Annotated in this window: 26 protein-coding genes and 1 riboswitch; of the genes, 20 read left to right on the top strand and 6 right to left on the bottom strand. The window is 39.0% G+C overall.

Annotated features, from left to right (window positions below):
• The first annotated feature begins 12 nt into the window (after positions 1-12).
• From LMOATCC19117_RS09650 to LMOATCC19117_RS09625, 6 genes are all read left to right on the top strand, one after another.
• Positions 13-1,521 carry a carboxypeptidase M32 gene (locus tag LMOATCC19117_RS09650; protein WP_003730826.1) on the top strand — a complete coding sequence of 503 codons (1,509 nt, stop codon included), beginning with the start codon at positions 13-15 and terminating at the stop codon, positions 1,519-1,521.
• A gap of 45 nt (positions 1,522-1,566) precedes the next feature.
• A riboswitch (purine riboswitch) is annotated at positions 1,567-1,667 on the top strand.
• Between the two features lie 81 nt (positions 1,668-1,748).
• Positions 1,749-2,327: a xanthine phosphoribosyltransferase gene (locus tag LMOATCC19117_RS09645; RefSeq protein WP_003728269.1), complete on the top strand. Its 579-nt coding sequence runs from the start codon at positions 1,749-1,751 to the stop codon at positions 2,325-2,327.
• A 6-nt stretch (positions 2,328-2,333) separates the two neighbouring features.
• On the top strand, positions 2,334-3,641 hold the full coding sequence (locus tag LMOATCC19117_RS09640; protein WP_003724078.1) for a nucleobase:cation symporter-2 family protein: 1,308 nt from the start codon (positions 2,334-2,336) through the stop codon (positions 3,639-3,641).
• A gap of 191 nt (positions 3,642-3,832) precedes the next feature.
• Complete coding sequence (chiA, locus tag LMOATCC19117_RS09635; protein WP_003728270.1) at positions 3,833-4,891, top strand: chitinase ChiA; 1,059 nt, start codon at positions 3,833-3,835, stop codon at positions 4,889-4,891.
• 122 nt (positions 4,892-5,013) lie between these two features.
• Positions 5,014-5,283: a 30S ribosomal protein S14 gene (gene rpsN / locus LMOATCC19117_RS09630; protein WP_003726586.1), complete on the top strand. Its 270-nt coding sequence runs from the start codon at positions 5,014-5,016 to the stop codon at positions 5,281-5,283.
• Positions 5,284-5,360: 77 nt separating this feature from the next.
• Positions 5,361-6,233, top strand: a complete 873-nt coding sequence (locus LMOATCC19117_RS09625; RefSeq protein WP_003728271.1) for a 5'-3' exonuclease — start codon at positions 5,361-5,363, stop codon at positions 6,231-6,233.
• 18 nt (positions 6,234-6,251) lie between these two features.
• On the opposite strand, the gene LMOATCC19117_RS09620 is transcribed toward LMOATCC19117_RS09625, so the two are convergent.
• Both LMOATCC19117_RS09620 and cspD read right to left on the bottom strand, forming a co-directional pair.
• Complete coding sequence (locus LMOATCC19117_RS09620; protein WP_003734426.1) at positions 6,252-6,653, bottom strand: ribonuclease HI family protein; 402 nt, start codon at positions 6,651-6,653, stop codon at positions 6,252-6,254.
• 123 nt (positions 6,654-6,776) lie between these two features.
• Entirely contained in the window at positions 6,777-6,977 is a 201-nt protein-coding gene (gene cspD / locus LMOATCC19117_RS09615; protein WP_003728273.1) for a cold-shock protein CspD, read from the bottom strand.
• Positions 6,978-7,341: 364 nt separating this feature from the next.
• On the opposite strand from cspD, the gene mntR reads away from it, so the two are divergent.
• The 11 genes from mntR to LMOATCC19117_RS09560 all read left to right on the top strand — a co-directional run bounded on the left by mntR (position 7,342) and on the right by LMOATCC19117_RS09560 (position 19,410).
• The gene (gene mntR / locus LMOATCC19117_RS09610; RefSeq protein WP_003725831.1) at positions 7,342-7,770 is read left to right on the top strand and encodes a transcriptional regulator MntR; all 429 of its coding nucleotides are present in this window, start codon (positions 7,342-7,344) and stop codon (positions 7,768-7,770) included.
• 157 nt (positions 7,771-7,927) lie between these two features.
• Positions 7,928-9,610 carry a formate--tetrahydrofolate ligase gene (locus tag LMOATCC19117_RS09605; protein WP_003728274.1) on the top strand — a complete coding sequence of 561 codons (1,683 nt, stop codon included), beginning with the start codon at positions 7,928-7,930 and terminating at the stop codon, positions 9,608-9,610.
• Positions 9,611-9,729: 119 nt separating this feature from the next.
• Positions 9,730-11,622 (top strand): ABC-F family ATP-binding cassette domain-containing protein, encoded by a 1,893-nt coding sequence (locus LMOATCC19117_RS09600; RefSeq protein ID WP_003734427.1) that lies wholly within the window; start codon positions 9,730-9,732, stop codon positions 11,620-11,622.
• Positions 11,623-11,634: 12 nt separating this feature from the next.
• Positions 11,635-12,579, top strand: a complete 945-nt coding sequence (locus LMOATCC19117_RS09595) for a thymidylate synthase (protein WP_003725828.1) — start codon at positions 11,635-11,637, stop codon at positions 12,577-12,579.
• A gap of 15 nt (positions 12,580-12,594) precedes the next feature.
• The gene (locus LMOATCC19117_RS09590; protein ID WP_003734428.1) at positions 12,595-13,077 is read left to right on the top strand and encodes a dihydrofolate reductase; all 483 of its coding nucleotides are present in this window, start codon (positions 12,595-12,597) and stop codon (positions 13,075-13,077) included.
• Positions 13,078-13,129: 52 nt separating this feature from the next.
• A complete protein-coding gene (locus LMOATCC19117_RS09585; RefSeq protein WP_003740618.1) occupies positions 13,130-14,005 on the top strand; it encodes a putative RNA methyltransferase in 876 nt (291 codons plus the stop codon).
• Between the two features lie 68 nt (positions 14,006-14,073).
• Positions 14,074-15,585 carry a phosphoglucomutase gene (locus tag LMOATCC19117_RS09580; protein WP_003734429.1) on the top strand — a complete coding sequence of 504 codons (1,512 nt, stop codon included), beginning with the start codon at positions 14,074-14,076 and terminating at the stop codon, positions 15,583-15,585.
• 254 nt (positions 15,586-15,839) lie between these two features.
• On the top strand, positions 15,840-17,192 hold the full coding sequence (locus tag LMOATCC19117_RS09575) for a trypsin-like peptidase domain-containing protein (protein WP_003734430.1): 1,353 nt from the start codon (positions 15,840-15,842) through the stop codon (positions 17,190-17,192).
• 136 nt (positions 17,193-17,328) lie between these two features.
• Positions 17,329-17,952, top strand: coding sequence for a DedA family protein (locus LMOATCC19117_RS09570; RefSeq protein ID WP_003728278.1), 624 nt, complete (start codon positions 17,329-17,331; stop codon positions 17,950-17,952).
• 93 nt (positions 17,953-18,045) lie between these two features.
• A complete protein-coding gene (locus LMOATCC19117_RS09565) occupies positions 18,046-19,029 on the top strand; it encodes an aromatic acid exporter family protein (RefSeq protein WP_003725823.1) in 984 nt (327 codons plus the stop codon).
• A gap of 3 nt (positions 19,030-19,032) precedes the next feature.
• Complete coding sequence (locus LMOATCC19117_RS09560; protein WP_003725822.1) at positions 19,033-19,410, top strand: VOC family protein; 378 nt, start codon at positions 19,033-19,035, stop codon at positions 19,408-19,410.
• A 49-nt stretch (positions 19,411-19,459) separates the two neighbouring features.
• On the opposite strand, the gene ppdK is transcribed toward LMOATCC19117_RS09560, so the two are convergent.
• From ppdK to trhA, 4 genes are all read right to left on the bottom strand, one after another.
• On the bottom strand, positions 19,460-22,099 hold the full coding sequence (gene ppdK / locus LMOATCC19117_RS09555; protein WP_003734431.1) for a pyruvate, phosphate dikinase: 2,640 nt from the start codon (positions 22,097-22,099) through the stop codon (positions 19,460-19,462).
• Positions 22,100-22,117: 18 nt separating this feature from the next.
• On the bottom strand, positions 22,118-22,930 hold the full coding sequence (locus LMOATCC19117_RS09550) for a pyruvate, water dikinase regulatory protein (protein WP_003734432.1): 813 nt from the start codon (positions 22,928-22,930) through the stop codon (positions 22,118-22,120).
• A 12-nt stretch (positions 22,931-22,942) separates the two neighbouring features.
• Positions 22,943-23,560 carry a helix-turn-helix transcriptional regulator gene (locus LMOATCC19117_RS09545; RefSeq protein WP_003725819.1) on the bottom strand — a complete coding sequence of 206 codons (618 nt, stop codon included), beginning with the start codon at positions 23,558-23,560 and terminating at the stop codon, positions 22,943-22,945.
• Positions 23,561-23,681: 121 nt separating this feature from the next.
• Positions 23,682-24,314, bottom strand: a complete 633-nt coding sequence (gene trhA, locus LMOATCC19117_RS09540; protein WP_003723418.1) for a PAQR family membrane homeostasis protein TrhA — start codon at positions 24,312-24,314, stop codon at positions 23,682-23,684.
• A 178-nt stretch (positions 24,315-24,492) separates the two neighbouring features.
• Between trhA and LMOATCC19117_RS09535 the strand changes: the two genes are divergently transcribed.
• From LMOATCC19117_RS09535 to LMOATCC19117_RS09525, 3 genes are read left to right on the top strand one after another with little or no spacing between them, the layout of a single operon-like run.
• A complete protein-coding gene (locus LMOATCC19117_RS09535) occupies positions 24,493-25,332 on the top strand; it encodes a DegV family protein (protein ID WP_003725818.1) in 840 nt (279 codons plus the stop codon).
• Between the two features lie 14 nt (positions 25,333-25,346).
• Positions 25,347-26,132, top strand: a complete 786-nt coding sequence (locus LMOATCC19117_RS09530) for an SGNH/GDSL hydrolase family protein (RefSeq protein WP_003728280.1) — start codon at positions 25,347-25,349, stop codon at positions 26,130-26,132.
• 15 nt (positions 26,133-26,147) lie between these two features.
• The gene (locus LMOATCC19117_RS09525) at positions 26,148-26,762 is read left to right on the top strand and encodes a YpmS family protein (RefSeq protein WP_003725817.1); all 615 of its coding nucleotides are present in this window, start codon (positions 26,148-26,150) and stop codon (positions 26,760-26,762) included.
• Positions 26,763-26,790: the final 28 nt, after the last annotated feature.

Genomic DNA, 26,790 nt, shown 5'->3' with positions numbered 1-26,790 from the left:
GAGGAGTTAAGTTTGGTAGAAACATTAGAAGAGGAATTTTTAGCGTATATTAAAAAGATGGAAGCACTGGAAGAAGCACTGGCATTAGTTTATTGGGATCTTCGTACAGGCGCCCCGTCAAAAGGAATGGAAGGTCGCTCTGATGTTATTGGCGTTCTATCTGAAGAGATTTTCAATATGCAAACATCTGAAGAAATGGCTGCTTTTATTGCTGGACTTAACCTTGATAAAGAAAATCTATCTGAAATCACTCTTAAAACTTTAGAAGAATCTCAAAAAAAATATGATTTAAACAAAAAAATCCCAAGTAAAGAATACGCGGAATATACTAAACTAGTAGCGCAAGCAGAAACGGCTTGGACAACAGCTCGCGAACAAAATGATTTTGCAGCTTTTGAGCCATTCTTAACAAAAATCCTTGAAATGAAGCGTAAATTTGTTGAATATTGGGGTTATGAAGAAAATAAATATGACACATTACTTGATCAATATGAGCCAGGTGTAACCGTATCTGTGCTTGATTCCGTATTTGAAAAAGTACGCGACGGAATTATGGCGATTCGCGAAAAAATCGCAAATGAAGGCGTGAAGCCAGATGCGACGATTTTAAATACCAAAATATCCGAAGCAAAACAAAAAGAATTTAGCATTCGCATTCTGAATAAAATGGGCTTTGACTTTGAAGCAGGTCGTTTAGATGAAACCGTGCATCCTTTTGCGACTGGTTTAAATACTGGCGATGTTCGTATTACGACCCGTTACAATGAAAATGATTTTAAAATGGCTGTTTTTGGTACGATTCATGAAGGTGGTCATGCGATTTACGAACAAAATTTTGATGCAGCACTTGTAGGTACTCCACTTGCAAACGGCGCATCAATGGGCATTCATGAATCACAATCATTATTTTATGAAATTATTATCGGTTCTAGTTTAGCATTTTGGAAAAGTAATTATGCTGACTTCCAAGCGATTACAAAACCGGCTTTTGATCATGTGACTTTGGAAGATTTTTACCGCGCAGTGAACATCTCTGAAAGTTCGCTGATTCGAATTGAAGCTGATACATTAACTTATCCGCTGCATATTATGATTCGTTATGAACTAGAAAAAGCACTTATTAACGGTGAATTAGAAGTAAAAGATTTACCGAAAGCATGGGGCGACAAATACGAAGAATATCTCGGCATTCGTCCAGATAATGATACAAATGGCGTTCTGCAAGATATTCACTGGGCTGGTGGCGATTTTGGTTACTTCCCGTCTTATGCATTAGGTTTAATGTACGCGGCGCAGTTCTTTAACCAAATGCAAAAAGAAATTCCGAATATCGATGCGATTATCGCAAGCGATGATTATTCGGAATTAAAAACGTGGTTGACTGAACATGTGCATAAATTTGGTAAAACGAAGAAACCTCTCGAGATTCTAACAGATACAACTGGAGAAGGCTTAAATCCAACGTATTTGCTAGATTTACTAGAAAAAAGATACGCTTATGTTTACCAATTCAATAAGTAAAAAATTAGCTTGACCCTGCTCCTTTAGAAAGCTATAATAAACAACATAACTTAAAACCGAAATACTTATATAATAGTTGCGATTGGGCGACGAGTTTCTACCTGGTTACCGTAAATAACCGGACTATGAGTAGTTTGTATAAAGAAGTCACTCCGAAAATTGGTGGCTTCTATACTGCTTCTCTATTTTTAGAGAAGCAGTTTTTTTATTTTGAAAGGAGAATCATTTTGAAATTACTGGAAGAGTTTATTCAAGAAAAAGGTACGGTTTTACCGGGGAATGTTTTAAAAGTAGATGCTTTTTTAAATCATCAAATTGATCCGGTTTTAATGCAAGCGATGGGAAATGAATTTGCTAAACGGTTCCAAGATTTAGGGATTACGAAAATTGTAACGATTGAATCATCGGGTATCGCACCCGCCGTTTTTGCAGGGCTCGCGCTTTCCGTACCAGTCGTGTTTGCACGCAAGAAAAAATCAGTGACATTAACGGACAATTTATTCACAAGCACTGTCTATTCGTACACTAAAAAAGAATCGAATGATATTTCTGTATCAAAACAATTTTTAACAGCAGATGATACGATTTTAGTTATTGATGATTTTCTAGCAAATGGTCAGGCGGCACTCGGCTTACTTGAAATTGCAGAACATGCCGGAGCAAAAGTGGCGGGAATTGGGATTGTGATTGAAAAATCTTTCCAACAAGGTCGCGAATTATTAAATAAAACAGGGATTCCAGTTTATTCACTAGCACGAATTGCCTCACTTGAAAACGAAGAAATCTTATTTTTAGAGGAGGAATAGGAGTAAATGTTAGGTAAAGGGAAAATTGCAGCTTTAGGATTTCAACATGTTCTAGCAATGTATGCAGGAGCAGTAATCGTTCCACTATTAATTGGTGGAGCACTAGGTTTTAATGGAGAAGAAATGACTTACTTAGTTTCGATTGATATTTTTATGTGCGGGATTGCGACATTGCTACAATTAACGGTTAACCGCTTCTTTGGAATTGGTTTACCGGTTGTACTTGGATGTGCGGTTCAAGCTATTGCGCCGATTATTTTAATTGGACAAGATATGGGCATTGGCGCGATTTACGGTTCGATTATTGTTTCAGGACTTTTTGTATTATTAATAGCACCATTTTTCTCCAAAGTTGTACGATTTTTCCCTCCTGTTGTGACTGGTTCGGTTGTAACAGTGATTGGTTTAACACTTATTCCCGTTGCAATTAATAATCTTGCTGGTGGAGAAGGAGCAAAAGATTTTGGCTCAATGTATAATCTCGGCCTTGGTTTTGGAACATTACTTTTAATTATTTTAGTGTATCGTTTTGGACAAGGGTTTTCGAAGGCGATTGCTGTTTTAATAGGTCTGGTTGGTGGTTCGCTTTTTGCAGCGCTTTATAAAGGGATCTCGCTTGGTCCTGTGAGTGAGGCGAGCTGGTTCCATATGCCAAAACCATTTTATTTTGGCACACCGACCTTTGAGTGGCCGGCAATTATTACGATGATTTTAATTGCGCTTGTCAGCATGGTGGAATCAACGGGAGTATATTTCGCTTTATCTGATATTACCGAACGCAAATTAACGCAAAAAGATTTAACGCGTGGTTACCGGGCAGAAGGGCTTGCGATTATGCTTGGCGGCGTATTTAATACATTCCCCTATACGGCTTATTCGCAAAACGTTGGACTCGTTCAACTTTCTGGTATTAAAACACGTAAAGTGATTTATGCGGCAGCTGGTTTCCTTATTGTTCTTGGTCTGATTCCAAAAATTGGCGCAGTGACAACGATTATTCCGACACCAGTTCTCGGCGGCGCTATGGTCGCGATGTTCGGCATGGTTGTCGCACAAGGGATTAAGATGCTTGGAAAAGTTAATTTCACTTCTCAAGAAAACTTGTTAATCATTGCGTGTGCAGTTGGTGTTGGTTTAGGCGTTACAGTCGTACCAGATTTGTTCAATGCCTTCCCATCCTTTGTTCGCTTATTTACGAGTAATGGAATTGTTGCGGGCAGTGTGACAGCAATTACACTGAATATCATTTTCAATATGATTCCACATCGCAAAGATAAAAAAGTAGCAGATCCAGAACCACAACATGCGAAGTAAAAAATAAAACAGTTTTAATTGGGCTATTTTTTCTCAGTTACTTATACACATTCATTTATTTGAAAGCGGAATTGGTCTATATCAATTTCGCTTTTTTGCTGTTTTTCTAGTTTTATTTTCATTATGATGGGTATTTTCTAGTAGCTCCAAAAAAGCAAGCTTGGGGTAGATAAAGTAAGGGGGAAAAGTAGATGAATGGAAAACAAGTAATGGTTGGTGGTTTGTCTTTACTTTTAGTTGGTGCAGGACTGGGGGCATTTGGTAGTCAAGCACAAGCGGCGACGGATGACGCTTCTGTAATGCCAGATATTTCTAACAAACAGGTGCTAGTTGGGTACTGGCATAGTTGGAAATCTTCCGGAAATGATGGCTATCAACAAGGGACTTCGGCTGATATCGCCCTAAAAGATACACCGAAAGCTTATAACGTGGTAGATGTTTCCTTTATGAAAGGGGACGGGGTAAATCGTATTCCGACATTTAAACCAGTGGGAATAAATGATAGCGATTTCAGAGCACAAGTCGGCGCATTAAATAAAGAAGGTCGGGCCGTTCTTTTGGCACTAGGTGGAGCAGATGGACACGTGGAACTAAAAGCTGGGGATGAAGAGGCGTTCGCGAATGAAATTATCCGCCAAGTAGAAACATATGGCTTTGATGGATTAGACATCGACTTAGAACAAAGTGCGATTACCGCGGGAGATAATAAAACGGTTATCCCAGCAGCGCTAAAAATCGTTAAAGATCATTATAAAGCGGAAGGGAAAAATTTCCTAATTACGATGGCACCAGAATTTCCTTATTTAAAACCAGGTAGTGCCTATGAAAGCTACCTAACCTCACTTGCTAATTATTATGACTATATTGCGCCACAACTATACAATCAAGGTGGCGATGGTGTTTGGGTTGATGAAACAAACCAATGGATTGCGCAAAATAATGATACATTAAAAGAATCTTTCTTATATTATATGGCGGACTCCTTTATTAATGGGACTCGTGGTTACTTGAAAATCCCAGCTAATAAATTCGTGTTCGGTTTACCAGCCAATGTGGATGCAGCCGCAACTGGTTATGTAAAAGATCCGCAAATCGTCAAAAATGTTTTCACTCGTTTACAAGCAAAAGGCACACCAGTGAAAGGGATTATGACTTGGTCGGTGAACTGGGATGCAGGTAAAAATAAAGCAGGAGTGCCTTATAATAATGGTTTCTCTAACGCGTATGGTCCGATAGTTGGAACTAAATAATAGGACAACCGATATTCAGTTTAACTGGATATCGGTTTTTTTAAAACAGAAGACTTGCTTTCCTAATTAAATCGGCGTATGATGTAAATCGTAATGATTATTATTTAAGAAAGGAGAGACACATGGCTAAAAAATCAAAAGTTGCCAAACATGAACGTCAACAAGCGCTCGTGGAAAAATATGCGGAACTTCGCCGAACGCTAAAAGCAGAAGGCCGCTACGATGAATTACGCAAATTACCACGCGATTCTTCCCCGTCCCGGCTACACAATCGTTGTGAACTAACTGGACGTCCCCACGGCTACATGCGTAAATTTGGTATGTCGCGGATTCGTTTTCGTGAACTAGCACATCAAGGACAATTACCCGGCGTGACAAAAGCAAGCTGGTAAAAAGCTCCTTTTTTTCTGCGAGCCAGTTATAATTATGCTACAATAGATGGCAGTAGAAGGAAATTGGAGGATTATATATGACCGAAAATCGAGAAAATTTGCTCGTTGTTGATGGAATGGCACTACTTTTCCGAGCATTTTATGCAACAGCCGTTTCCAAACAATTTATGTTTAACCAACATGGAATCCCGACGAATGGGGTGCAAGGTTTTATGCGCCACATGTTTGCAGCGATTCGCCAGAGTAACCCAACGCATACACTAATTTGCTGGGATATGGGGTCGCAAACATTTCGAAATGAATTATATGATGGTTATAAAGCAGGCAGAACAGCGCCACCAGAAGAAATGATTCCGCAGTTTGATTTAGCGAAAGAGGTAGCTGCTGGATTTGGCTTTGTCAATTTAGGTGTGCCGGGTTTTGAAGCAGATGATTGTATTGGGACAATTACCGTTCAAGCGAGTAATACGATTGCTACAACTGTTTTAAGTGGCGACAAAGATTTACTGCAACTAATCGCACCGACGAATGATGTCTGGATTATGCAAAAAGGTTACGGCAATTATAAACGATATGATGAAGCGACATTTTTTGAAGAGATGGGTATTTCTCCAAGACAATTTATTGATGTGAAAGCATTAATGGGCGACACTTCAGATGGTTATCCGGGTGTTCGTGGAATCGGTGAAAAAACAGCGATTAAGCTTATTCAAGAATTTGAGTCTATTGAAGGCGTCTTGAACAACCTGGATAAACTGAAACCAGCGCAACAAACCAAAATCCAAGAAGACTTAGCGATGCTAGAATTAAGTCAAAAATTAGCTCGGATTCATACAGAAGTCCCACTAGAAATAGACTTGCCTAGCTTGAAATATGACGGTTTCCGCGAGGATGCTTTTGCTGTAGTTGAAAAATACGGTTTAAAAACGTTAACGCGCGATATCGAATAAAAAATAGAAGCAATCTGGTTATTTGACTCCAGGTTGCTTCTGTTTTTTTATAGCCTGGCGCGCAAGTTGGTCGGCTTGTTTATTTTGACTTACATTACGCCATTCAGCAAAAAACAATTCAAATGAATCGGCCATTTCTAAAATTGCTTCTAAATGCGGCTTGAATAAAGGATTTTTCGCATGTCGTTTATGAATTGCTTCGATTGCAACTTTCGAATCTGAGTATAGACGAATTAATGTAGCTTGTTTTTTTATGGCTTCTTCCAGTCCGAGTTTAATCGCAATAAATTCTGCTTCATGATTCGTCATAACTGCGAGCGGAATGGCGAATTGTTCATAAATACCTTCTGCTTTTAAGACGATTCCAGCCCCACTTGGTCCAGGATTTCCCGCACTTGCACCATCGACGAAAACTTCCATATTATGTGCCTCCTATTTAGATGAATAGATGTGGCTTTATTATAGAAGGAAAGCTATTTTTTTGCAATAAAAAAACCGGTAAAAGGATACCGGTTTTAAGTCCGTGTCTATTTGGCAACTGGATTAGGCTTTTTCTACATTGGCTGCTTGAGCGCCGCGATTACCTTCTACTACTTCAAATGTTACCGCTTGGCCTTCTTCTAAAGATTTGTAGCCATCACCTTGGATCGCTGTGAAGTGAACGAAAATATCTTCGCCGCCGTCTGATTCGATAAAACCGTAACCCTTTTCATTGTTAAACCATTTTACTTTCCCATTTTGCATTGAAATAAATCCTCCTAAGTATGGCTAATAATTGCTAGAATCATTTGTTAAAACGCTTTCATTTTAACTTAAAAAAATTTCTCGCAAATACTACCTTTTCAGTTCATAGCGTTGCCGCATATGATACTAACACTATAAATCAAAATACCTATAAACGTCAAGCTGATTTTCGATATTTTTTAAATTTTTGGACTTGTAAGGGCATACTTTTGACTTAAATGTCTTAAATTGGTACTAATTACGGTTTTTTTTCGGAAGACCGCTCTAGGAGAAATTTCGTTTTTGAAAGGGTAATTGCTTTTAGAAAGGGCGATATTATAGTACAATTGGCTATGTGAAAGAATTTAAGTTGGAGGGTATAGCTATGCCAACACCTAGTATGGAAGATTATATTGAAAAAATCTATTCCCTTATTGAGACGAAAGGTTATGCCAGGGTTTCGGATATTGCTGATGAGCTATTTGTCCATCCTTCCTCTGTAACAAAAATGGTGCAGAAACTGGATAAAGACGAATATTTAATCTATGAGAAATATCGTGGATTAATTTTGACGCCTAAAGGAACACAAATGGGGAAAAGGCTCCTAGAAAGACATGCATTATTAGAGAGTTTTTTAAGTATTATTGGCGTAGATCCGTCCCATATTTATCATGATGTGGAAGGTATTGAACACCACTTGAGCTGGAACTCGATTGACCGAATTGGAGATGTTGTTCAGTTTTTTGAAAATCATCCGGATGCACTGAAGACGCTCAAGGCGATGGAGACGACCAAACCAGAAACAAAGGAATAACGGTAATCCAAGGTTGAGATGTTGATTTTTGCGCAATCAGGCTTTACTTTAGAATCAAAATGGTGTTACATCGCTTGGTGTCGCGCTTTTTTGATGCACTAAAGAAGCCAAAACATCTTAATTCTTTGTTACAATATACATATTCGGAGGGGATATCATGTCAAATAAAGTGAAATCAGATATTGAAATTGCATCAAAAGCAGAAATTCTACCAGTTACGACTATTGCGGAACATTTAGGACTAGACGCAGATGCACTCGAACTTTACGGAAAGTATAAAGCAAAGTTATCCTATGATACCATTCACTCGCTAAAAGATAAAGAACCAGGAAAACTTGTTCTTGTTACGGCGATTAACCCAACGCCTGCTGGTGAAGGGAAATCGACAGTGACAGTTGGTCTTGGCGACGCACTCTCTAAAAAAGATAAGAAAACCGTTATTGCACTTCGCGAACCATCGCTCGGACCTACCATGGGTATTAAGGGCGGGGCAACAGGTGGCGGATACGCGCAGGTTATTCCAATGGAAGATATTAATTTACATTTTACTGGTGATTTCCACGCAATTACAGCAGCTAATAATGCTTTATCGGCATTTATTGATAACCATATGCAACAAGGGAATGACCTAGATATTGACGGTAGAAGAATCGTTTGGAAACGTGTAGTTGATTTGAACGACCGTGCACTTCGAAAAGTGGTTGTTGGTCTTGGAGGTCCTATTCAAGGGGTTCCACGTGAAGACGGTTTTGATATTACGGTTGCTTCTGAAATTATGGCGATCATTTGTTTAGCAAGTGATTTAAAAGATTTAAAGAAACGTTTAAGTGAAATCGTGATCGGTTATAACTATAAAAAAGAACCAATTACAGTTGGCGAAATGGGCTACGAAGGCGCTCTAACCTTACTATTAAAAGATGCTTTAAAACCTAATTTGGTGCAAACATTAGAACATACACCTGCCATCGTACACGGTGGACCTTTTGCTAATATTGCTCACGGATGTAATAGTGTTTCTGCGACAAGCACAGCACTTCGACTAGGTGAGTATGTAGTGACAGAAGCTGGATTTGGTGCAGACCTTGGTGCCGAGAAATTTTTAGATATTAAAGTTCCTGCCCTTGGAAAAGCGCCAGATTGCGTTGTTATTGTAGCAACGATTCGCGCACTGAAAATGCACGGTGGCGCTTTGAAAACCGAGCTTAGCGAAGAAAATGTGGATGCGCTAGCTAAAGGTTTTACTAATTTACAAAAACATACGGAATCTATTCAAACATTTGGTATTCCTTATGTTGTAGCCATTAATAAATTCATTACCGATTCTGACGCAGAAGTAGCGAAATTAGAAGCACTTTGCGAAGAACACGGCATTCCTTTCTCTCTGACAGAAGTTTGGGAAAAAGGCGGCGACGGTGGCCTTGAACTCGCGGATAAAGTCATTGCGGCTGTTGAAAGTGGAGAAGCGGACTACAAACGCATTTATGATGATGCGTGGTCGATAGAAGAAAAACTAGAAGCGATTGTGACGAAGGTTTACGGTGGTATTGGTGTGGAACTTTCCAGCAAGGCGCAGAAACAAATCGTTGAATTCAAAAAATATGGTTGGGACCGCTATCCGATTTGTATGGCGAAAACCCAATATTCCTTATCGGATGACCCAACATTACTTGGACGCCCAACTGATTTTGTTATTCACATTCGCGAATTCATTCCAAAACTTGGTGCTGGTTTTGTCGTTGCTTTAACAGGCGATGTAATGACGATGCCAGGTTTACCGAAAAAACCAGCGGCACTTAATATGGATGTCGATGAAAATGGGAATGCACAAGGTTTATTTTAAAAGTAAAAGTTCCAAAAGTGGAAGAGCCGCTTTTGGAACTTTTTTCATCTTAAGCAATTGCTATGTTCTATGTTTTCAGCTAGAATAGATAAGGACGAACAGGAAATGGATGGGACTAAATGAAACAATTAAAAGTGGAAAATTTAACAAAAACATATGGTGAAAAAAGCCTGTTTGAAAATATCTCGCTAACGATAACAGAGGGCGAACGTATTGGTTTAATCGGTGTAAATGGTACCGGGAAATCGACGTTATTGCAAATTATTTCTGGTAGTGAATCTGGGGATAAAGGTACTGTTACGAAAGCAAAAGATTATACGATTGGTTATTTGGCGCAAGATCCTGAATTTAATGAAGAAGATACAGTTCTTTCGGCTGTTTTTGACGGGGATACTGCGGCGCTTCGGGCAATGCGCAAGTACGAAGAAGTGTTACTTGCGATGTCACTTGATGCGGAAAATACCAAATTACACGATGCTTATACAGCCGCCAGCCAAGAAATGGATGCTAGTGCGGCTTGGGATATGAACACAGAAGCGAAAACGATTTTGGAGCGTTTAGGAATTACAGATTTAACCGCGAAAATAAGCGAGCTTTCTGGTGGGCAACGAAAACGGGTAGGTTTGGCGCAAGTCTTAATCGAGACGCCAGATTTACTCATTTTGGACGAGCCTACCAACCACTTGGATTTTCAGTCAATTCGTTGGTTGGAAGAATATTTAAATCGCTTTAAAGGGGCTGTCTTGCTTGTTACCCATGATCGTTATTTTCTTGACCGAGTGACAAATCACATGGTGGAGCTCGACCGGGGTTCGGCTTATCGATACGTTGGGAACTACGAGAAATTCATGGAATCTAAAGCCATTCGGATGGAAAACGAAGTCCGTGAATCTGAGAAAAATAAAAACCTTTATCGTAAGGAACTAGCATGGATGCGTCGCGGTCCTCAAGGGCGCGCCACTAAACAAAATGCCAGACAAGACCGTTTCCACGATTTAGAGAAAAAAGTGAAAACAAAAACCGATGACTCAGAACTGGCGATTGATTTTGTTACTAGTCGTCTTGGAAAAGATGTTTTCGAACTGAAAAACTTGGAAAAACGCTTTGATGAAAAACAAGTATTGCAGGATTTCAGCTTGATTATCCAACCTGGTGAACGCCTTGGTATTACAGGGAACAACGGAACTGGAAAATCGACTTTACTGAACATGTTGGCTGGAAAACTAGCGCCAGATGCTGGGGAAGTAGTCACAGGTCAAACCGTACAAATCGGTTACTATACGCAACAAAATGAAGAAATGGACCCGGATATGCGAATGATTGCTTATTTGCAAGAAGCGGGAGAGCAAGTCACAACTTCTGGTGGCGAAGTAATCAGTGTGAGTGCGATGTTAGAACGATTTTTATTCCCACCAAATTCCCACGGGAAGAAAATTGGTAGCTTATCAGGTGGAGAAAAACGACGGTTATTCTTACTTCGCATTTTGATGGAACGACCAAATGTCTTATTACTGGATGAGCCGACTAATGACTTAGATACGCAAACATTAACCGTATTAGAAGACTATTTAGAATCATTCAATGGTACCGTAATTACGGTTAGCCATGATAGATATTTCCTCGATAAAGTCGTAAACAAATTGCTCGTTTTCCGAGCAATTGGTGAAGTAGAAATTTTCTACGGTGAATATAGTGATTATTTGAAAGAGCTGGAGGCTAAAGCAAAACCAGCGAAATCAATGAAAAAAATGGCGAATACTTCGGTCGAAAAGGCAGCACCTGAGAAAAAAGAGAAAGTTAAACTCACCTACCAAGAACAACTCGAGTGGGACGGAATTGAAGATGCCATTAGTGAATTAGAACAAACCATTGAATCGCTTAATGAAACATTGGAACAAACCGGAGCAGACTTTACAAAAGCAGCAGAAATTAGCGAACTCATCACGGCAAAAGAAACGGAGCTCGAACAAATGATGGAACGCTGGGAATTTTTATCACAATACGCGGAATAAGGAGTGCGAACGATGAAACAATATTTGGATTTAGAAAAGTACGTTTTAGAGAATGGAACACAAAAAGGAGATCGCACTGGAACTGGAACAATCAGCACATTTGGTTATCAAATGCGTTTTGATTTACAAGAGGGCTTTCCGATTATGACAACAAAACGGGTACCATTTAAACTTGTAGTAAGTGAACTGCTATGGTTTTTACATGGAGATACGAATATTCGCTACCTTTTACAGCATAATAATAATATTTGGAATGAATGGGCTTTTGAGCGTTTTGTGAAAAGCGATGATTATAAAGGCGAAGATATGACTGACTTTGGACTGCGTGCTGAGCGTGATTCAGCTTTCAAAGAAGTGTATCAAGCGGAGATGGAGAAGTTTAAAGCTCGGATTTTAGAAGACGAAGCGTTCGCGAATAAATACGGTGAGCTAGGTAATATTTACGGTAAACAATGGCGCGAATGGAAGACTTCACAAGGAGAAACAATTGATCAGTTAGCGGATTTGATTGAAATGATTAAAACGAATCCGAACTCGCGTCGTTTGATTGTGTCTGCTTGGAATCCAGAAGATATTCCGAATATGGCTTTACCGCCATGTCATTCGCTATTCCAATTTTATGTAGCGGACGGAAAATTATCATGTCAGCTGTATCAACGTAGTGCCGATATTTTCCTTGGTGTACCGTTTAATATTGCAAGCTATGCACTTCTAACACACCTGATTGCACGTGAAGTAGGGCTGGAAGTTGGTGAGTTTATCCATACAATGGGTGATGCGCATCTTTATAATAATCATATTGAGCAAGTGAAAGAACAGTTGTCTAGAACACCGCACAAACTTCCAAAATTAGTGCTTTCAGATAAACCAGCAACGATTTTTGATTTTGATGTAGCGGATATTTCACTGGATGGTTATAATCCAGATCCAGCAATTAAAGCACCAATTTCAGTATAAGGGAGGTTTTCTTGGATGATTATTTTTGTTTGGGCACAAGACCGCGCTGGTAATATTGGAAAAGATAACAAAATGCCGTGGCACTTACCAGGAGATTTGCAGTTTTTCAAAAAAACGACGACTGGGAAAACACTTGTCATGGGGCGAAAAACCTATGAATCGTTAGGAAAAGCTTTACCAAATAGAAAGACAATCGTATTGACACGAGATCAAGGTCTCAAGTTAGATGATGCAGAGATACTTCATTCAAAAGAAGCTGTTTTAGCTCTTGCTGAGACAGGGGAAACAATCTATATAGTTGGTGGTGCAGAAATCTATCGTTTATTTATGGATGTGGCAGATCAGCTGATTGTGACAAAAATTGATGCAGAGTTTGAGGCTGATACTGCGTTTCCTGAAGTGGATTGGGAGAATTTTTCCGAAGTGGCGAAAGAATTCCATGAAAAAGATGAAAAAAATAAGTACAATTACACTTTTTATACGTATGAAAGAAATTAGTAGAAACGTTGCCTGTTTGCGGGCAACGTTTTTCGAGTGGAGTGAGTATTAATTGTTATCAAAAATGGAGATAAATAAACGCGCTTTGAAAGAAAATATGGCGCTTCTTGCTTGTCCGATTTGTGGCGAAGCATTCGAGTTTAAAGAGCCGCAGTCATTTGTATGCCTAGAAGGTCACGGGTTTGATATCGCCAAACCAGGTTACGTACATTTACTAAAACAAGCGCATAAAACAAAATACGATCAAGCATTATTCGAATCCCGTAAAAAAGTGATTGCGAGTGGCTTTTTTGAAAAATTAATCGAACGAGTGACAGAAATTATTGCGGAGAAGAAAAAAGAACAACTTGTTTTATATGATGCGGGTTGCGGGGAAGGAAGTCATTTGGCGCGAGTCGTATCAAATTTACAAGCGACTGGTGTTAATGTCCAAGCGGTTGGCTTAGATATCGCCAAAGAGGGAGTGAAACAAGCGGCACGCGACTATCCTGGTACTTCTTGGACGGTAGCTGATTTAGCCAATTGTCCGAATCAAGCAGAGACGGCGGATGTCATTTTAAATATTTTATCGCCATCGAATTACGTGGAGTTCAAACGGCTTTTAAAGAAGGATGGGTTTTTGTTAAAAGTAGTGCCAGAAGCGAATTATTTACGCGAATTACGTGAATTTATTTATGTTGATGAGAAAAGTAGTTATTCGAATGAGTCGGTCACATCACGATTAGCAGAAAAGTTAAGCGTAGAACATGTCGAACGAGTGACCTACAAAGCGCCGATTGCCAAAGAATTATTTGCAGATTTTCTTGAAATGACGCCACTTGGTTGGCATATTGAAGCGGATAAAAAAAGCGAATTACTGGGAAACCCACCGGAAGAATTAACCGTTGACTTGCAAATTATTATCGCGAATAGAGCACATCTTTTGTAAAAGCTATGTGAAAATTTCGCAATTTAAGCTATAATGAAGGGGAAAAATACAGAAGCTGGAGGAATGACATGAATCAATCAGAAACGAAAGCGTTAGAAGCACTGCAAAACGGATCAGACATACGTGGAATAGCTATTGCTACGGAAAAATATCAGATTACGCTAACAGACGAACGTGTAGAAAAGATTGCTTATGGCTTTGCGAAATGGCTAAAAGAGGAGAAAAAAGTGGAAGGTCAAGCGAAAGTGGCAATTGGCCATGATAGCAGACTTTCAGCTGAACGTTTAAAAGCGGCACTTGTCAAAGGGTTAACTTTTGCAGGAATCAATGTGGTGGATGTAGGGCTTGCAACTACGCCGGCCATGTTTATGGCAACTCAGTACGAAGACTATAACTGCGATGCCGGCATTATGATTACAGCGAGCCACTTACCTTTTATGTATAATGGACTAAAATTATTTACGAAATCTGGTGGAGCTGAACACGAAGATATTGATTATATCGTGGCTCACGCAGATAAATCATTCATAGAAAATGGACTAAATCTTGGGAAGGTAACAAAACAAGATTTACTTTCTACATATGCAGCAGACTTAACGGATAAAATTAGAGCTGGAATCACAGATGCAGCTGACAAAATGAAGCCACTTCTAGGAAGCCATATTATTGTCGATGCAGGGAACGGCGCTGGCGGCTTTTTTGCTGAGAAAGTATTGGCAGAACTTGGCTCAGACATTTCTGGAAGCCAGTTTTTAGATCCGGATGGAAATTTTCCTAATCATATTCCGAACCCTGACAATGAGGAAGCTATGGCTAGTTTGAAAAAAGCGGTCCTTGCTAGTGGAGCGGATTTAGGCGTGATTTTTGATACGGATGTAGACCGTGCTGCGATTATGGATAAAAATGGCGAAAGTTTAAACCGCAACCCATTAATTGCTGTTATCTCTAGTATTATTTTAGAAGAAAAACCAGGAACAACTATCGTGACTGACTCCACAACATCTGGGCATTTGCAAACCTTTATCGAGGCAAAAGGCGGGAAACAACACCGATTTAAACGTGGTTATCGTAATGTTATCAATGAAGCACTGCGCCTAAATGCAGACGGAACACCATCAGAAATTGCTATCGAAGTAAGTGGTCATGCCGCATTAAAAGAAAATTATTTCTTGGATGATGGCGCTTATCTCATTGCCAAAATTTTAATGACTTATGCCACTTTACGAAAAAATGGAAAAGATTTGCCAGATTTAATAGCCGATTTAAGAGAACCGGCTGAAAGCGAAGAAATTCGTTTGAGTATTACCGCAACCGATTTTAAAGCTTATGGAAAAGAAGTTCTAGCTGATTTTCTGACTTTCGTAGAAGCTGATCCGGATATGGAATTAGAACCTGTGAACCAAGAAGGAATTCGTGTGAATACGAAAGGTGCGATTGGTGAAGGCTGGTTCTTACTACGAATGAGCTTACATGAACCGGTAATGCCGATGAATTTAGAAAGTGATGAAGCTGGCGGCATCCGAAAAGTGAAAAATCGTTTAGCAGGATTTTTCGCGAGTAAAGCAGAATTAAAGATGTAAACTACAAAGCAGCTGATATATTTTGGCTGCTTTTTAATATGCTTTGAGTTCTAAATAATGCTAGCTGCATAGTACAGTATGATTGTGAATATGTTATTATAGTTATACAGTAAATAAATATGTCAAAAATAGCTACTAAGAAAATTGACTTATATTGGGAAGTTTTAAACTAATTTAAGTTTCAACAATGCGATACAATCAAGTGATTTTTTGATATATTTATTTGCTAATAGACAAAAAAAGGAGATGCAACTATGAAAAAGCTTAGAATATTTACTTTGATGCTTGCTTTTGCTCTATTTTTATTAGGTGGAGGAATTGTTGCACAAGCAGCAGAGGAAGCCCCAATCGATGAAAAGATAGTTGGGGAAACGGTAACAAATGACGGAGAAGAGTTTATAGTCGATGAGATTAGTGATTTAGAAGATGTTAATTCAACAACGGGGACGTTAGATACATCTGATGAAGTTGAGGTTGATTTATCAGGATTAACTATTGAAAATGAGGAAGCCGTTCTAACCCCAGGTTTAAAAACGATTTTTGGCGGAGATGGTAGAAAACTTGTAACAAATACAACTCAATATCCATATTCAACGAGCGCTTACCTTGTAATGGAATTTCCAAATGGAAAAACTTATATAGGTAGTGGACAATTGATTGGTGAAGATTCTGTACTTACAGCCGCTCATTGTTTATATGGTAAAAAAGATGGTGGATGGGCAAAAAAAGTGACTGTATATCCTGGATATAATGGCACGAAAGCTCCTTTTGGAACAGCAAAAGCAAGAAAAATGTATGTTCCAAAAGAATGGACAAAAAAAGAACCTTCTACAGAAGATTATGGTGTTATTAAATTAGATAAAAATATTGGGACAAAAACTGGAACAATGGGGTTAACAACTAATACATCTGGTGCAATTACTATTAGTGGTTATCATGGTGACAAAAAAGGGAAATTGTACACTCAAACTGGAAATATCTCTCAAGTCACTGCAAATAATGTTTTTTATAGATTAGATACAACAGGTGGTAGTAGTGGTAGTGGTGTTTATAATTCTAAAAAACAGATTTTAGCAGTAAACGCATATGAATATTTAAATGGTACCGGGGACAACTTTGGTACAAGAATAACAAAAGAAAAACTAAATAATATTTATACTTGGGCGTTTGACAATAATCTTTCTGTAAGCAAACAAAAAGGGATAAATTACGAGCTCCACGTCCAAAGTAAGGGATGGATGGGAAACGTTGCTAATAGTATGACTTCGGGCACAGTTGGCCTTGGCTTACGAGCAGAAGCAATGAAAATTAGTTTATCAGGGATGCCGTATTCTGGAGATATTCAATATCGCTCACATGTACAAGGTAGTGGATGGCAAGGTTGGTTGAAAAATGGGGAAATTTCTGGAACTCGTGGACAGTCAAAACGTCTGGAAGCTTTCCAAGTGAAATTAACTGGAAATATGGCTAAAAATTATAGTGTGCAGTATAGAGCGCATGTCCAAAATAAAGGTTGGCAAAGTTGGGTTAAAGATGGAGCAACAGCAGGAACAACAGGAGAAAGTTTAAGAATAGAAGCTGTACAAATGCGACTAGTTGCAAAATAAATTTAAAAGAATTTGGTGTGTAAAATGCCAAATTCTTTTTCTTTTACCAAATTGATTGAAAAAGTAGAGCTAGTATAGTAGAATTGAAAAGCAAGCACTTACTTTAAAAGGGAAATAAAGTACAGGAGTGTGTTTTTTGGAAACTTGGATTACAAGTATTATGGCTGATTTTGGCTATATAGGTATTTTTGTTTTGATTATGGTTGAAAACTTGTTTCCACCTATTCCCTCTGAGATTATCTTAACTTTTGGTGGATTTATGACGACAGTTACATCATTGAATGTCGTGATGGTGATTATTGTAGCAACACTAGGTTCTGTTGTGGGCGCAATTTTACTGTATAAAGTCGCTTCTTATTTTGGTAAAGAACGACTCACGAAAATTGTATTAAAATACGGCCGGATTTTGCGGCTGAAGGAATCTGATATTGAACGCGCAGAAAGTTTCTTTTTGAAATATGGAAGTTGGGCTGTATTTTTATGTAGAATGATTCCACTAATACGAAGCCTGATTTCGATTCCAGCTGGGATGACCAAGATGAAAATGTCGAGGTTTCTAATTTTGACGACCGCGGGAAGCTTACTTTGGAATACAGTTTTAATTGGACTTGGAGCTGTGCTTGGGGAGTCATGGAATGAAATTGTTGTTTTTATGGATAGCTTTTCAACAATAATTTATAGCGTCATTGCGATACTTGTTGTGGTCGGTTTAGGATACTTTTTCCGAGCACGTTTCAAAAAAACACTAGATGAAGAATAATGTAGGACCTTGAGGAATGATCTTCAAGGTTTTTCTTTTGCGATTTTCGCTTTCGTGCTATGATAGGTTGGACATAGAAAGGGGAGTGGACATATGCGGATTGGAATGCGAACGGTGAAAACCGCGATTGCAGCGACACTGGCGATAATTTTGGCGGAATGGCTACACTTGGAATATGCAGTTTCGGCAGGGATTATCGCAATTTTAAGTGTACAAAATACGAAAAAAGGGTCTTTACAACTAGCGATTCAGCGGGTTTATTCGACCGTTTTGGCACTATCTATTGCTGCCGTATTTTTCATGCTCATTGGTTATAACGCGGTGAGTTTTGGACTTTATTTACTGATTTTTATTCCGCTTGCTGTAAGACTGCATGTTGCTGACGGAATTGTTGTGAGCTCGGTACTCGTATCGCATATTTTACTCGAACAATCATTATCCTTTTTCTGGTTTAAAAATGAACTGTTACTTATGGCAGTTGGCGCTGGCATAGCGATTATTTTAAATTTATATATGCCAAAAATGGAAGACGAATTAAAACGCAGCCAACAAAAAATAGAAGCAATTATGCGGCAAATTTTGACGGAAATGACGCAAGGGCTTCGGAATCAGTCGGAGTATCATGATGAGTTTGGCTTATTAAATCAATTAAAGGGTACATTAGACTATGCACAGGAAAAAGCAGCAAGAAATTTAGACAATCAGTTTTTTGCTTCTTCCCACTATTATTCGCAGTACGTCGATATGCGGCTTGTGCAATATCGAATTTTAACACAGATGAAACGGCATTTAGTCGCGTTTGATCATTCTTCTGAGCAAAGTATGGCGCTGGCAGAAATTACAGAAAAAACAGCACAGACGTTAGATGAGCATAATACAGCAGAGGATTTAGTGGCGGAAATTACTAAGATGGTGCATGAGTTTCGAAGTAGTAAGCTCCCAGAGACACGAGCAGAATTTGAAAATAGAGCGATTTTATTCCAATTTATGAATGATTTGCGCTATTTATTAGAAATGAAGCGTGACTTTTATGCGGAGTTTGGACTAAAAGAAAAAGAAATGACGAGGGGACGATGAACGATGGTTGAAAAAATTGGTCAAGTGATGTTATATGTAGAAAATCAAGCTGCAGTGAGAGATTTTTGGGTAGAAAAATTAGATTTTGTCGTAGTTTCAGAAGAAGTGGTAAATGGCGAAATTCAGTGGATTGAGATAGCGCCAACAAAAGGTGTAGAAACTACTTTTGTTCTTCAAAACAAAAAGAAAGTGGCGGAAATGAACCCAGAAATGAATCTTGGGACACCATCTATTTTACTATTTGGAAATAATGTCGCAGAACTTTATGAAGAATATAAAGATAAAGGCATTACGGTTGGTGATTTGGTCGATTTACCAATGGGCCGGGTGTTCAATTTTTCGGATAACGAAGGAAATTACTTTGCGATTTGTGAAAAATAATAGGAGAAAAAGCCAGATGACAGTCTATTTGATTGTCATCTGGCTTTTTTTAGATAGTTGGAACTAATTGTTTCTCAGCTAATGCTGCTTGAGCTGCTGCAAGGCGGGCAATGGGAACGCGGTACGGGGAACAAGAAACATAGCTAAGTCCTAATTGATGGAAGAACTGGATAGATTCCGGATCGCCACCATGTTCGCCGCAAACCCCCATTTTTAAATGTTCCGAAGTCATTCGTCCACGTGTAACTGCCATTTCAACTAGTGCGCCGACACCATTTTTATCAATCGAAACAAATGGATCTTTAGGTAAAATATCTTTTTCATAATAATCGGCTAGGAACTTGGTCGCATCATCACGTGAAAAACCATAAGTGAGCTGTGTTAAATCATTGGTTCCAAAGCTAAAGAACGCTGCTTCCTCGGCGATTTCGTCTGCAGTTACACACGCTCGCGGAATTTCAATCATTGTTCCGATATCATAGGGAATCACCACTTGTTCTCTATCAAAAATAGCTTGGACTGCTTGTTGCAGTTCTTTTTTTATATAGCTAAGTTCGTTTTTCGTAGCGATGAGTGGAATCATGATTTCCGGGTGAACATCTATTCCTTCATTATGAACGATAATTGCACTTTCGATAATTGCTTCCGCCTGCATCCGGTAAATTTCTGGGAACGTAATAGCAAGCCGGCAACCACGATGTCCGAGCATGGGATTGGCTTCTCTTAGTCCGTTGATTCGGTTTGTAATTTGAGGAACGGTTCGATTCATCGCGCCAGCCAATTGTTCTATTTCTTGCTTCATTGTTGGTAAAAATTCATGTAAAGGTGGATCAAGCAAGCGAATGTTTACCGAACGACCGTCTGCAATACGGAATAATTCATTGAAATCGGCTTTTTGCATTTCTTTTAAAATTGCTAAAACAGATTCGCGCTCGTTTAATGATTCTGCTAAAATCATTTGGCGTACATAAGGAATTCGTTTTTCATCAAAAAACATATGCTCGGTACGGCAGAGACCAATACCTTCCGCACCAAATAAAAGCGCTTTTTTAAAGTCTGCTGGGGTATCTGCATTTACTCGAATCATTAATCTTTTCTCCGCATCAGCCCAGGCCATCAGCTCATCAAAATGGCCACCAATTTTCGCTTCTCTGAGGGCAATTTCTCCAAGGTAAACTTTGCCGGAACTACCATCAAGGGAGAGCGCATCACCTTCATGCAGTGTGTCGCCAGTAGGAAGAATGATCGTTTTATCTTTTTCATTAATAGTAAGTTCGGCACATCCAGCGATACAGCATTTTCCCATTCCGCGGGCAACGACGGCAGCGTGAGAAGTCATACCACCATGAGCGGTTAAAATAGCGTTACTCCGTGCCATGCCTTCGATATCCTCAGGAGAAGTCTCATTACGAACTAAAATGACAGGAATGCCACGTTCGGCTGCTTGGACAGCTTCTTTTGCTTCAAAGAAAATTTGCCCCGTTGCAGCACCAGGGCTTGCAGGTAAACCAGTTGCGATGACTTGACCATTTTTAAGAGCGCTTTCAAGAAAAGTTGGATGAAGTAATTGGTTTAGTTGTTTTGTTTCCACACGCATAATGGCTTCTTGACGAGTGATTTTTCCTTCATGGACAAAATCAATGGCCGCTTGAATAGCTGCTTTGGCTGTTCGCTTGCCACTTCTAGTTTGTAAGACATAGAGTTTGCCTTTTTCGATGGTAAATTCAATATCTTGCATGTCTAAATAATGATTTTCGAGAAGTTCACAAGTCTGGAGGAGTTCCTTGTAAACAGTGGGCATTCTTTCTTCCAGCGCACTTATCGGCTCAGGGGTGCGAATTCCTGCAACCACATCTTCACCTTGCGCATTCAGTAAAAATTCCCCGAACACCTTCTTTTCACCGGTGGAAGGATTGCGGGTAAAGGTAATGCCAGTTCCACTCGTTTCTCCAGTGTTTCCAAAAACCATCGCTTGAATATTAACGGCTGTACCAAAACTTGCATCAATATCATGTAATCTGCGGTAAATAACAGCGCGAGGATTCATCCAGGAATCAAAAACAGCGATTATCGCAAGCCGCAGTTGTTCCAGTGGATCTTGTGGAAAGTCTATACCAGTTGCTTGGCTAAAAATTAGTTTGTAAGCATCGATGAGATTGCTTAAATCAGTCGCAGTTAATTCTGTATCTAAGCGGTAGTTGTTTGCTTTTTTGATGCGACTAAGAGCCTGTTCAAATTGGTAGCTTGGAATTTCAAAAACAACGTCACCGAACATTTGAATAAAACGGCGGTATGAATCATAAGCCGAACGAGCATCACCAGTTAAGTTGGCGAGCCCTTCTGCGGCTTGGTCATTTAAACCGAGATTGAGCACGGTATCCATCATACCGGGCATCGAAAAAGGGGCACCCGAACGAACGGAAACGAGTAGAGGGTTTTCTGCAAATCCGAAAATTTTCCCGGTTTGTTTTTCCAGTTCTGCTAAATGAATTTTTACTTCTTCAAATATAGCTTCGGAAAGGTGTTTATTGTTTGCCGTGTAATCGTTACAGGCATCGGTCGAGATAATAAAACCAGGAGGCACAGGCAAACCGATATTCGTCATTTCGGCCAAATTAGCACCTTTTCCTCCTAAAATATTTTTCATTTCTTTAGAACCTTCACTGAACTGATAGACAAATTTTCTCACATTATTCACCTCTTCAAATTAGTGGTAACTCGTGATAATTTCCGTGATTAGGGCAGCGGTTTCCTCAATGGCTTTATCTTCTACATGAATGACTTGGCAGCCAAGCTTTTTGAATGTGTCATAACCATATTCTAGTTCCTCTAAAATGCGTTTTTCACTGGAATAACTGCTTGCTTCGTCTAAACCAATGGATTTTAAACGGACTTTGCGAATTTGCGCTAGTTTTTCTGGGGTGGTTGTAAGGCCGATAATACGTTCCGCTGGGATTTGGAAAAGTTCAGCTGGAATCGGAATTTCGGGAACAAGTGGTACATTAGCAACTTTCCAATTTTGATTGGCAAGAAAGCTACTCAGAGGGGTTTTGCTCGTTCTTGATACCCCAACAAGAACAATATCTGCATCTAATAGGCCACGTGGATCTTTACAATCATCATATTTTACTGCAAATTCAATGGCAGCAATACGATCAAAATAATTGCTATCAAGACGACGCATATTTCCTGGGTCTTGTTTAGATTTTAAGCCAGTTTTTGCTTCGACCGCAGCGGTTAGTGTATGTAACAAATCTACGTTTGGAATATTGTTTTGCACACAAAAATTAGTGGCATACTCAGCTAATTTAGCTTGTACGAGCGTTTGAACGACGATACCATCTGCCGCTTTGGCTTCTTCTAACGTTTCAAGTAAAGTGCTCTCATCACGAATAAAAGCATGGCGGCGAATGTCCGCAGGCTTATTAAGCGAAAACTGAGCTGTTACCGCGCGAATAATATGTTGAGCAGTTTCTCCGATAGCATCTGAAATAACGTATATAATAACCGGATTTTCCATATTTTCCTCCTACTAAACCTTTTTAATTGTATCTACAAATAGCGCAGTAATACGGGTTTTTGAAATTTTTCCGACGACTTTGGTGTTTTCTAGAACAGGAAGCGAATCGATTTGGTGGAATACGAGTTGTTCTGCGGCATGTAACACAGTGTCGTTTTTCGTAACGGTAACGAGGTTTGGCATCCGCGTCATAATTGTCGCAATCGGCGTCGCTTTTGTATCTGCATCAGCAAGGGCGCCTTTTAGCAAGTCTTTTCTAGAGACAAGCCCAACCAAAAGATCCTCATCAACGACGTATAAACTACCAATATCTTCCATAAAGAGCATAACAATCGCATCATACACACTCGTTTCTTTTTTTGCGAAAAATGGTTGCGTCATAATATCGGCTACTTTTAACTGACGAATTTCATCAAAGTGAATTGGATTCGTTTCTAAACCAGAGTAAAAGTAACCAACTTTTGGACGAGCATCTAAAATGCCAGTCATGGTTAAAATTGACAAGTCAGCTCGAATGGTGGCTCGTGTTAGTTTTAAATGCGCAGCGATAGAGTCACCTGTAGCAGGCTCATTCGCGCGAACATAGGCAACAATTTGATGTTGTCTAGGAGAAAGTTCGATGGGAATCACATCCTTTTATTGTGTTATGCTAATCATTATATAGTATGACATAATTAAAAACAAGTCTCAATTGTGACATACTATATAAAAAGACCTTCTCGCATTGGAGAAGGCCTTTGCATTGCGTTATTTAAACATAAAATAAAATACAGAAATACATAAAAGCGGTTCCCGCGATAACAAATAAATGCCAAATCGCGTGCATATACGGGACACGAGGGATACTGTAAAAAACAGCACCTACTGTAAACATAATCCCACCAGTTGCAAGTAACCAAAACCCAGTTGGAGTCAGCCCGGCATAAAGCGGTTTAATGGCAAACATAACCATCCAACCCATAAGTAAGTAAACACTTGTCGACAAAAGTTTTAATTTGCCAGTCATGAATATCTTATAAATAATCCCAGCAATTGCGAGGCCCCAAATGACACCAAATAGTGTCCAGCCGAGTGTCCCTTGAATCGTAATCAAAACAAATGGCGTATAACTGCCAGCAATTAATACATAAATCGCTGCGTGGTCCATAATGTTAAAAACCGTCCGCGCCTTGCAAGGTTTAAAACTATGAAGCAGGGTGGAACAAATATAAAGCAACATGAGGGAAATTCCATAAATTAAAAAACTTGTTAAATAAAGAGGATTATCTTTTCCGGCGGCGAATATTATAAGTAAGACGAGCGCGGGAATACTAAGGATAAACCCAATACCATGCGTTATAGCATTGGCTACTTCTTCTTTCCAATTGTAAGAAGTGACATTCATTTTATCACCATACTTTTCTACAAATTTTGTGTGTTTTATATATCTATCATACGCTAAAAAATACAGAATAGAAAGACAAATACCATTTCTTTCTCTTTTCTTAAAACTAGTTTATAGGTTGTGTATACTGCCGGGGATGTTATAATAAGATAAAATAAGCAAAACTGGATGTGGCTATATGAGAAAAATAAAAATTATCACAGATTCAACTGCTGGACTAACATTAGAAGAAGCAGCAAAATGGAATATTGATGTTTTATATTTAACCGTAGAAATTGATGGGCAAATATACAACCCTAAAACAGACATTACACCAGAAGAATTTATGGTACGAATGGCAGAAACAAAAGAATTACCAAAATCTTCTCAACCTGCGATTGGTTCTTTTGTGGAAGCATACGAAAAATATACGGCTGAAGGCTATGAAATTCTTTCTATCCACTTAACTGAAAAACTAAGTGGTACTGTCAATGCGGCTCGCCAAGCAGCTGATATGGTAGAAGGAAATATTACGGTTGTAGACTGCGATTATACAGCTCGTGGGCAAGCATTCCAAGTACTAAAAGCTGCTGAAATGGCTCAGTCGGGCGATTATTCTGTAGAGGAAATTCACGCAAAAATTAATGATATTCGTGACAAAACAAAACTTTATATCGTTGTCGTAACACTCGATAATTTAATTAAAGGTGGACGTGTTGGACGGATGCAAGGCTTCTTCGGTAGTCTTTTAAATATCAAATTAATTGCCAAATTAACTGACGGACAATTGGAAGAAGAAACGAAAGTCCGCAGCAACAAAAAAGTATTACAATATTGCCTAAACCTAATTAAAGATGAACCGAAAAAAATTCAGCATCTAGACGTTGTTCATGCGGATGGGCTTAATCTGGCGGATGATTTCATCGCTGAATCAAAAGAAATAACCGGTTTAACAGAAATTCCACTATTTTTTGCAGACCCAGTTATCTCCACACATGCTGGAACTGGTGCGTTTGCATTTATGTACTATACTGACTAAGTGAGTGATTGCATATGACAAAGAAAAAATGGCTGTGGCTTACAGGGAGCGTGCTTGTTATCGCACTTCTTGTTGGCGCAGTTTTTGGTATCAAGTATTATAAAGAATCAAAAGAAATTCCGATTAATCTCGTTGCCATGGGTGATTCATTAACAGAAGGTGTTGGTGATGAAAACAAAGAGGGCGGATATGTCGGCATTATCCCTAAAGAACTAGAAGAAGAATCAAACATTCCAAGCGTAAAAACGAGTAATTACGGGGTATCTGGAAACAAAATAACCCAACTCGAAAAACGTTTAAAAACAAACAAAGACTTCCAAGAAGATGTCAAAAATGCGAATGTAATAACAATCACCATTGGCGGAAATGATGTCATGGCTATTTTGCAATCTCGTCTGTTAAATGTAAATGTAGATGATTTTACAAAAGCAAACAAAGAATTCCAACAAGAGTTAGAGACACTTCTAAAAGACATTCGGTCCTATAACAAAGATGCAGCGATATTTTTAATGGGTATTTACAATCCATATACAACTTATTTCAGCGATATCAAACAATTTGACGAGATTATCTCTGATTGGAATAAAGCTTCCAAGAAAACTATCCAGCAAGATAGCAATGCTTATTTTGTACCTATTGCAAAAGTTTTAGAAGACCGAAATGCAGATAATAAAGATAAACCTAATTCGCTACTGTCAGATGATTATTTCCATCCTAATCATAGAGGATATGAGAAGATGACATCGGAATTAGACAAAGCCATCGTAAAACAATTAAACGAAGGCAATATTCCCAAATAGAAAGGTGTTAAAATCGTGCAGAGAGAAACACGATCGGCTCCAAAAAAACCAAAACGTAATTATTGGAAATGGGTATGTATCACATTAATTAGTGTACTTCTAATTTCTGCTGGCTGGATTTATGTAGCAGTATTCAAACTCAGCCCGCAAGATGAACCCACGCCATCCCTGATTAGCAATAAATCAATGGTTGAATTTCAAACGAGTACAACAAAAGCTGACTTAAACCAATTGATTAGTTCTTATATAGAAGATTTTAGCAAAGATCAAGATATCGGTTATAAAGTTTTCGTCGCAAATAATGTTAATTTTACTGCCGAAGCTGAAATTTTTGGTGAACCAGTCGAACTACGCTTGAAATTCTCACCGGAAGTTGTCGATAATGGCAATGTTGAGTTGACGCTTAAAGATATGTCCGTTGGCGCTTTGCCACTGCCCGTGTCTTACGTAATGAACTATGTAAGCAAAAACTATAAATTCCCTGATTGGGTGACAATTATGCCTAAAAAGGAAAAAATCTACCTTTCCCTAGATAAACTAAAACTGCAAGGCGGCACAAAAGTACGTGCTGATACGCTAAATTTGAAGAAAGATGACATTTCGTTTACACTTTTAGTACCAGTTAAGTAATTTGGCTGGCTGAATCCTAGTTAGGGGG

This window comes from Listeria monocytogenes ATCC 19117, from assembly GCF_000307025.1.
In the GTDB taxonomy this organism is placed as follows: domain Bacteria; phylum Bacillota; class Bacilli; order Lactobacillales; family Listeriaceae; genus Listeria; species Listeria monocytogenes_B.
This window is presented reverse-complemented; position numbering and strand designations above follow the sequence as displayed.

What these genes read in the sequence shown, in the direction of transcription:
- LMOATCC19117_RS09640 (WP_003724078.1), top strand. Translation starts at nt 2,334, where the DNA reads ATGTTAGGTAAAGGGAAAATTGCAGCTTTAGGATTTCAACATGTTCTA.
- chiA (WP_003728270.1), top strand. Translation starts at nt 3,833, where the DNA reads ATGAATGGAAAACAAGTAATGGTTGGTGGTTTGTCTTTACTTTTAGTT.
- rpsN (WP_003726586.1), top strand. Translation starts at nt 5,014, where the DNA reads ATGGCTAAAAAATCAAAAGTTGCCAAACATGAACGTCAACAAGCGCTC.
- LMOATCC19117_RS09625 (WP_003728271.1), top strand. Translation starts at nt 5,361, where the DNA reads ATGACCGAAAATCGAGAAAATTTGCTCGTTGTTGATGGAATGGCACTA.
- LMOATCC19117_RS09620 (WP_003734426.1), bottom strand. Translation starts at nt 6,653, where the DNA reads ATGGAAGTTTTCGTCGATGGTGCAAGTGCGGGAAATCCTGGACCAAGT.
- cspD (WP_003728273.1), bottom strand. Translation starts at nt 6,977, where the DNA reads ATGCAAAATGGGAAAGTAAAATGGTTTAACAATGAAAAGGGTTACGGT.
- mntR (WP_003725831.1), top strand. Translation starts at nt 7,342, where the DNA reads ATGCCAACACCTAGTATGGAAGATTATATTGAAAAAATCTATTCCCTT.
- LMOATCC19117_RS09605 (WP_003728274.1), top strand. Translation starts at nt 7,928, where the DNA reads ATGTCAAATAAAGTGAAATCAGATATTGAAATTGCATCAAAAGCAGAA.
- LMOATCC19117_RS09600 (WP_003734427.1), top strand. Translation starts at nt 9,730, where the DNA reads ATGAAACAATTAAAAGTGGAAAATTTAACAAAAACATATGGTGAAAAA.
- LMOATCC19117_RS09595 (WP_003725828.1), top strand. Translation starts at nt 11,635, where the DNA reads ATGAAACAATATTTGGATTTAGAAAAGTACGTTTTAGAGAATGGAACA.
- LMOATCC19117_RS09590 (WP_003734428.1), top strand. Translation starts at nt 12,595, where the DNA reads ATGATTATTTTTGTTTGGGCACAAGACCGCGCTGGTAATATTGGAAAA.
- LMOATCC19117_RS09580 (WP_003734429.1), top strand. Translation starts at nt 14,074, where the DNA reads ATGAATCAATCAGAAACGAAAGCGTTAGAAGCACTGCAAAACGGATCA.
- LMOATCC19117_RS09575 (WP_003734430.1), top strand. Translation starts at nt 15,840, where the DNA reads ATGAAAAAGCTTAGAATATTTACTTTGATGCTTGCTTTTGCTCTATTT.
- LMOATCC19117_RS09565 (WP_003725823.1), top strand. Translation starts at nt 18,046, where the DNA reads ATGCGGATTGGAATGCGAACGGTGAAAACCGCGATTGCAGCGACACTG.
- LMOATCC19117_RS09560 (WP_003725822.1), top strand. Translation starts at nt 19,033, where the DNA reads ATGGTTGAAAAAATTGGTCAAGTGATGTTATATGTAGAAAATCAAGCT.
- LMOATCC19117_RS09550 (WP_003734432.1), bottom strand. Translation starts at nt 22,930, where the DNA reads ATGGAAAATCCGGTTATTATATACGTTATTTCAGATGCTATCGGAGAA.
- trhA (WP_003723418.1), bottom strand. Translation starts at nt 24,314, where the DNA reads ATGAATGTCACTTCTTACAATTGGAAAGAAGAAGTAGCCAATGCTATA.
- LMOATCC19117_RS09535 (WP_003725818.1), top strand. Translation starts at nt 24,493, where the DNA reads ATGAGAAAAATAAAAATTATCACAGATTCAACTGCTGGACTAACATTA.
- LMOATCC19117_RS09530 (WP_003728280.1), top strand. Translation starts at nt 25,347, where the DNA reads ATGACAAAGAAAAAATGGCTGTGGCTTACAGGGAGCGTGCTTGTTATC.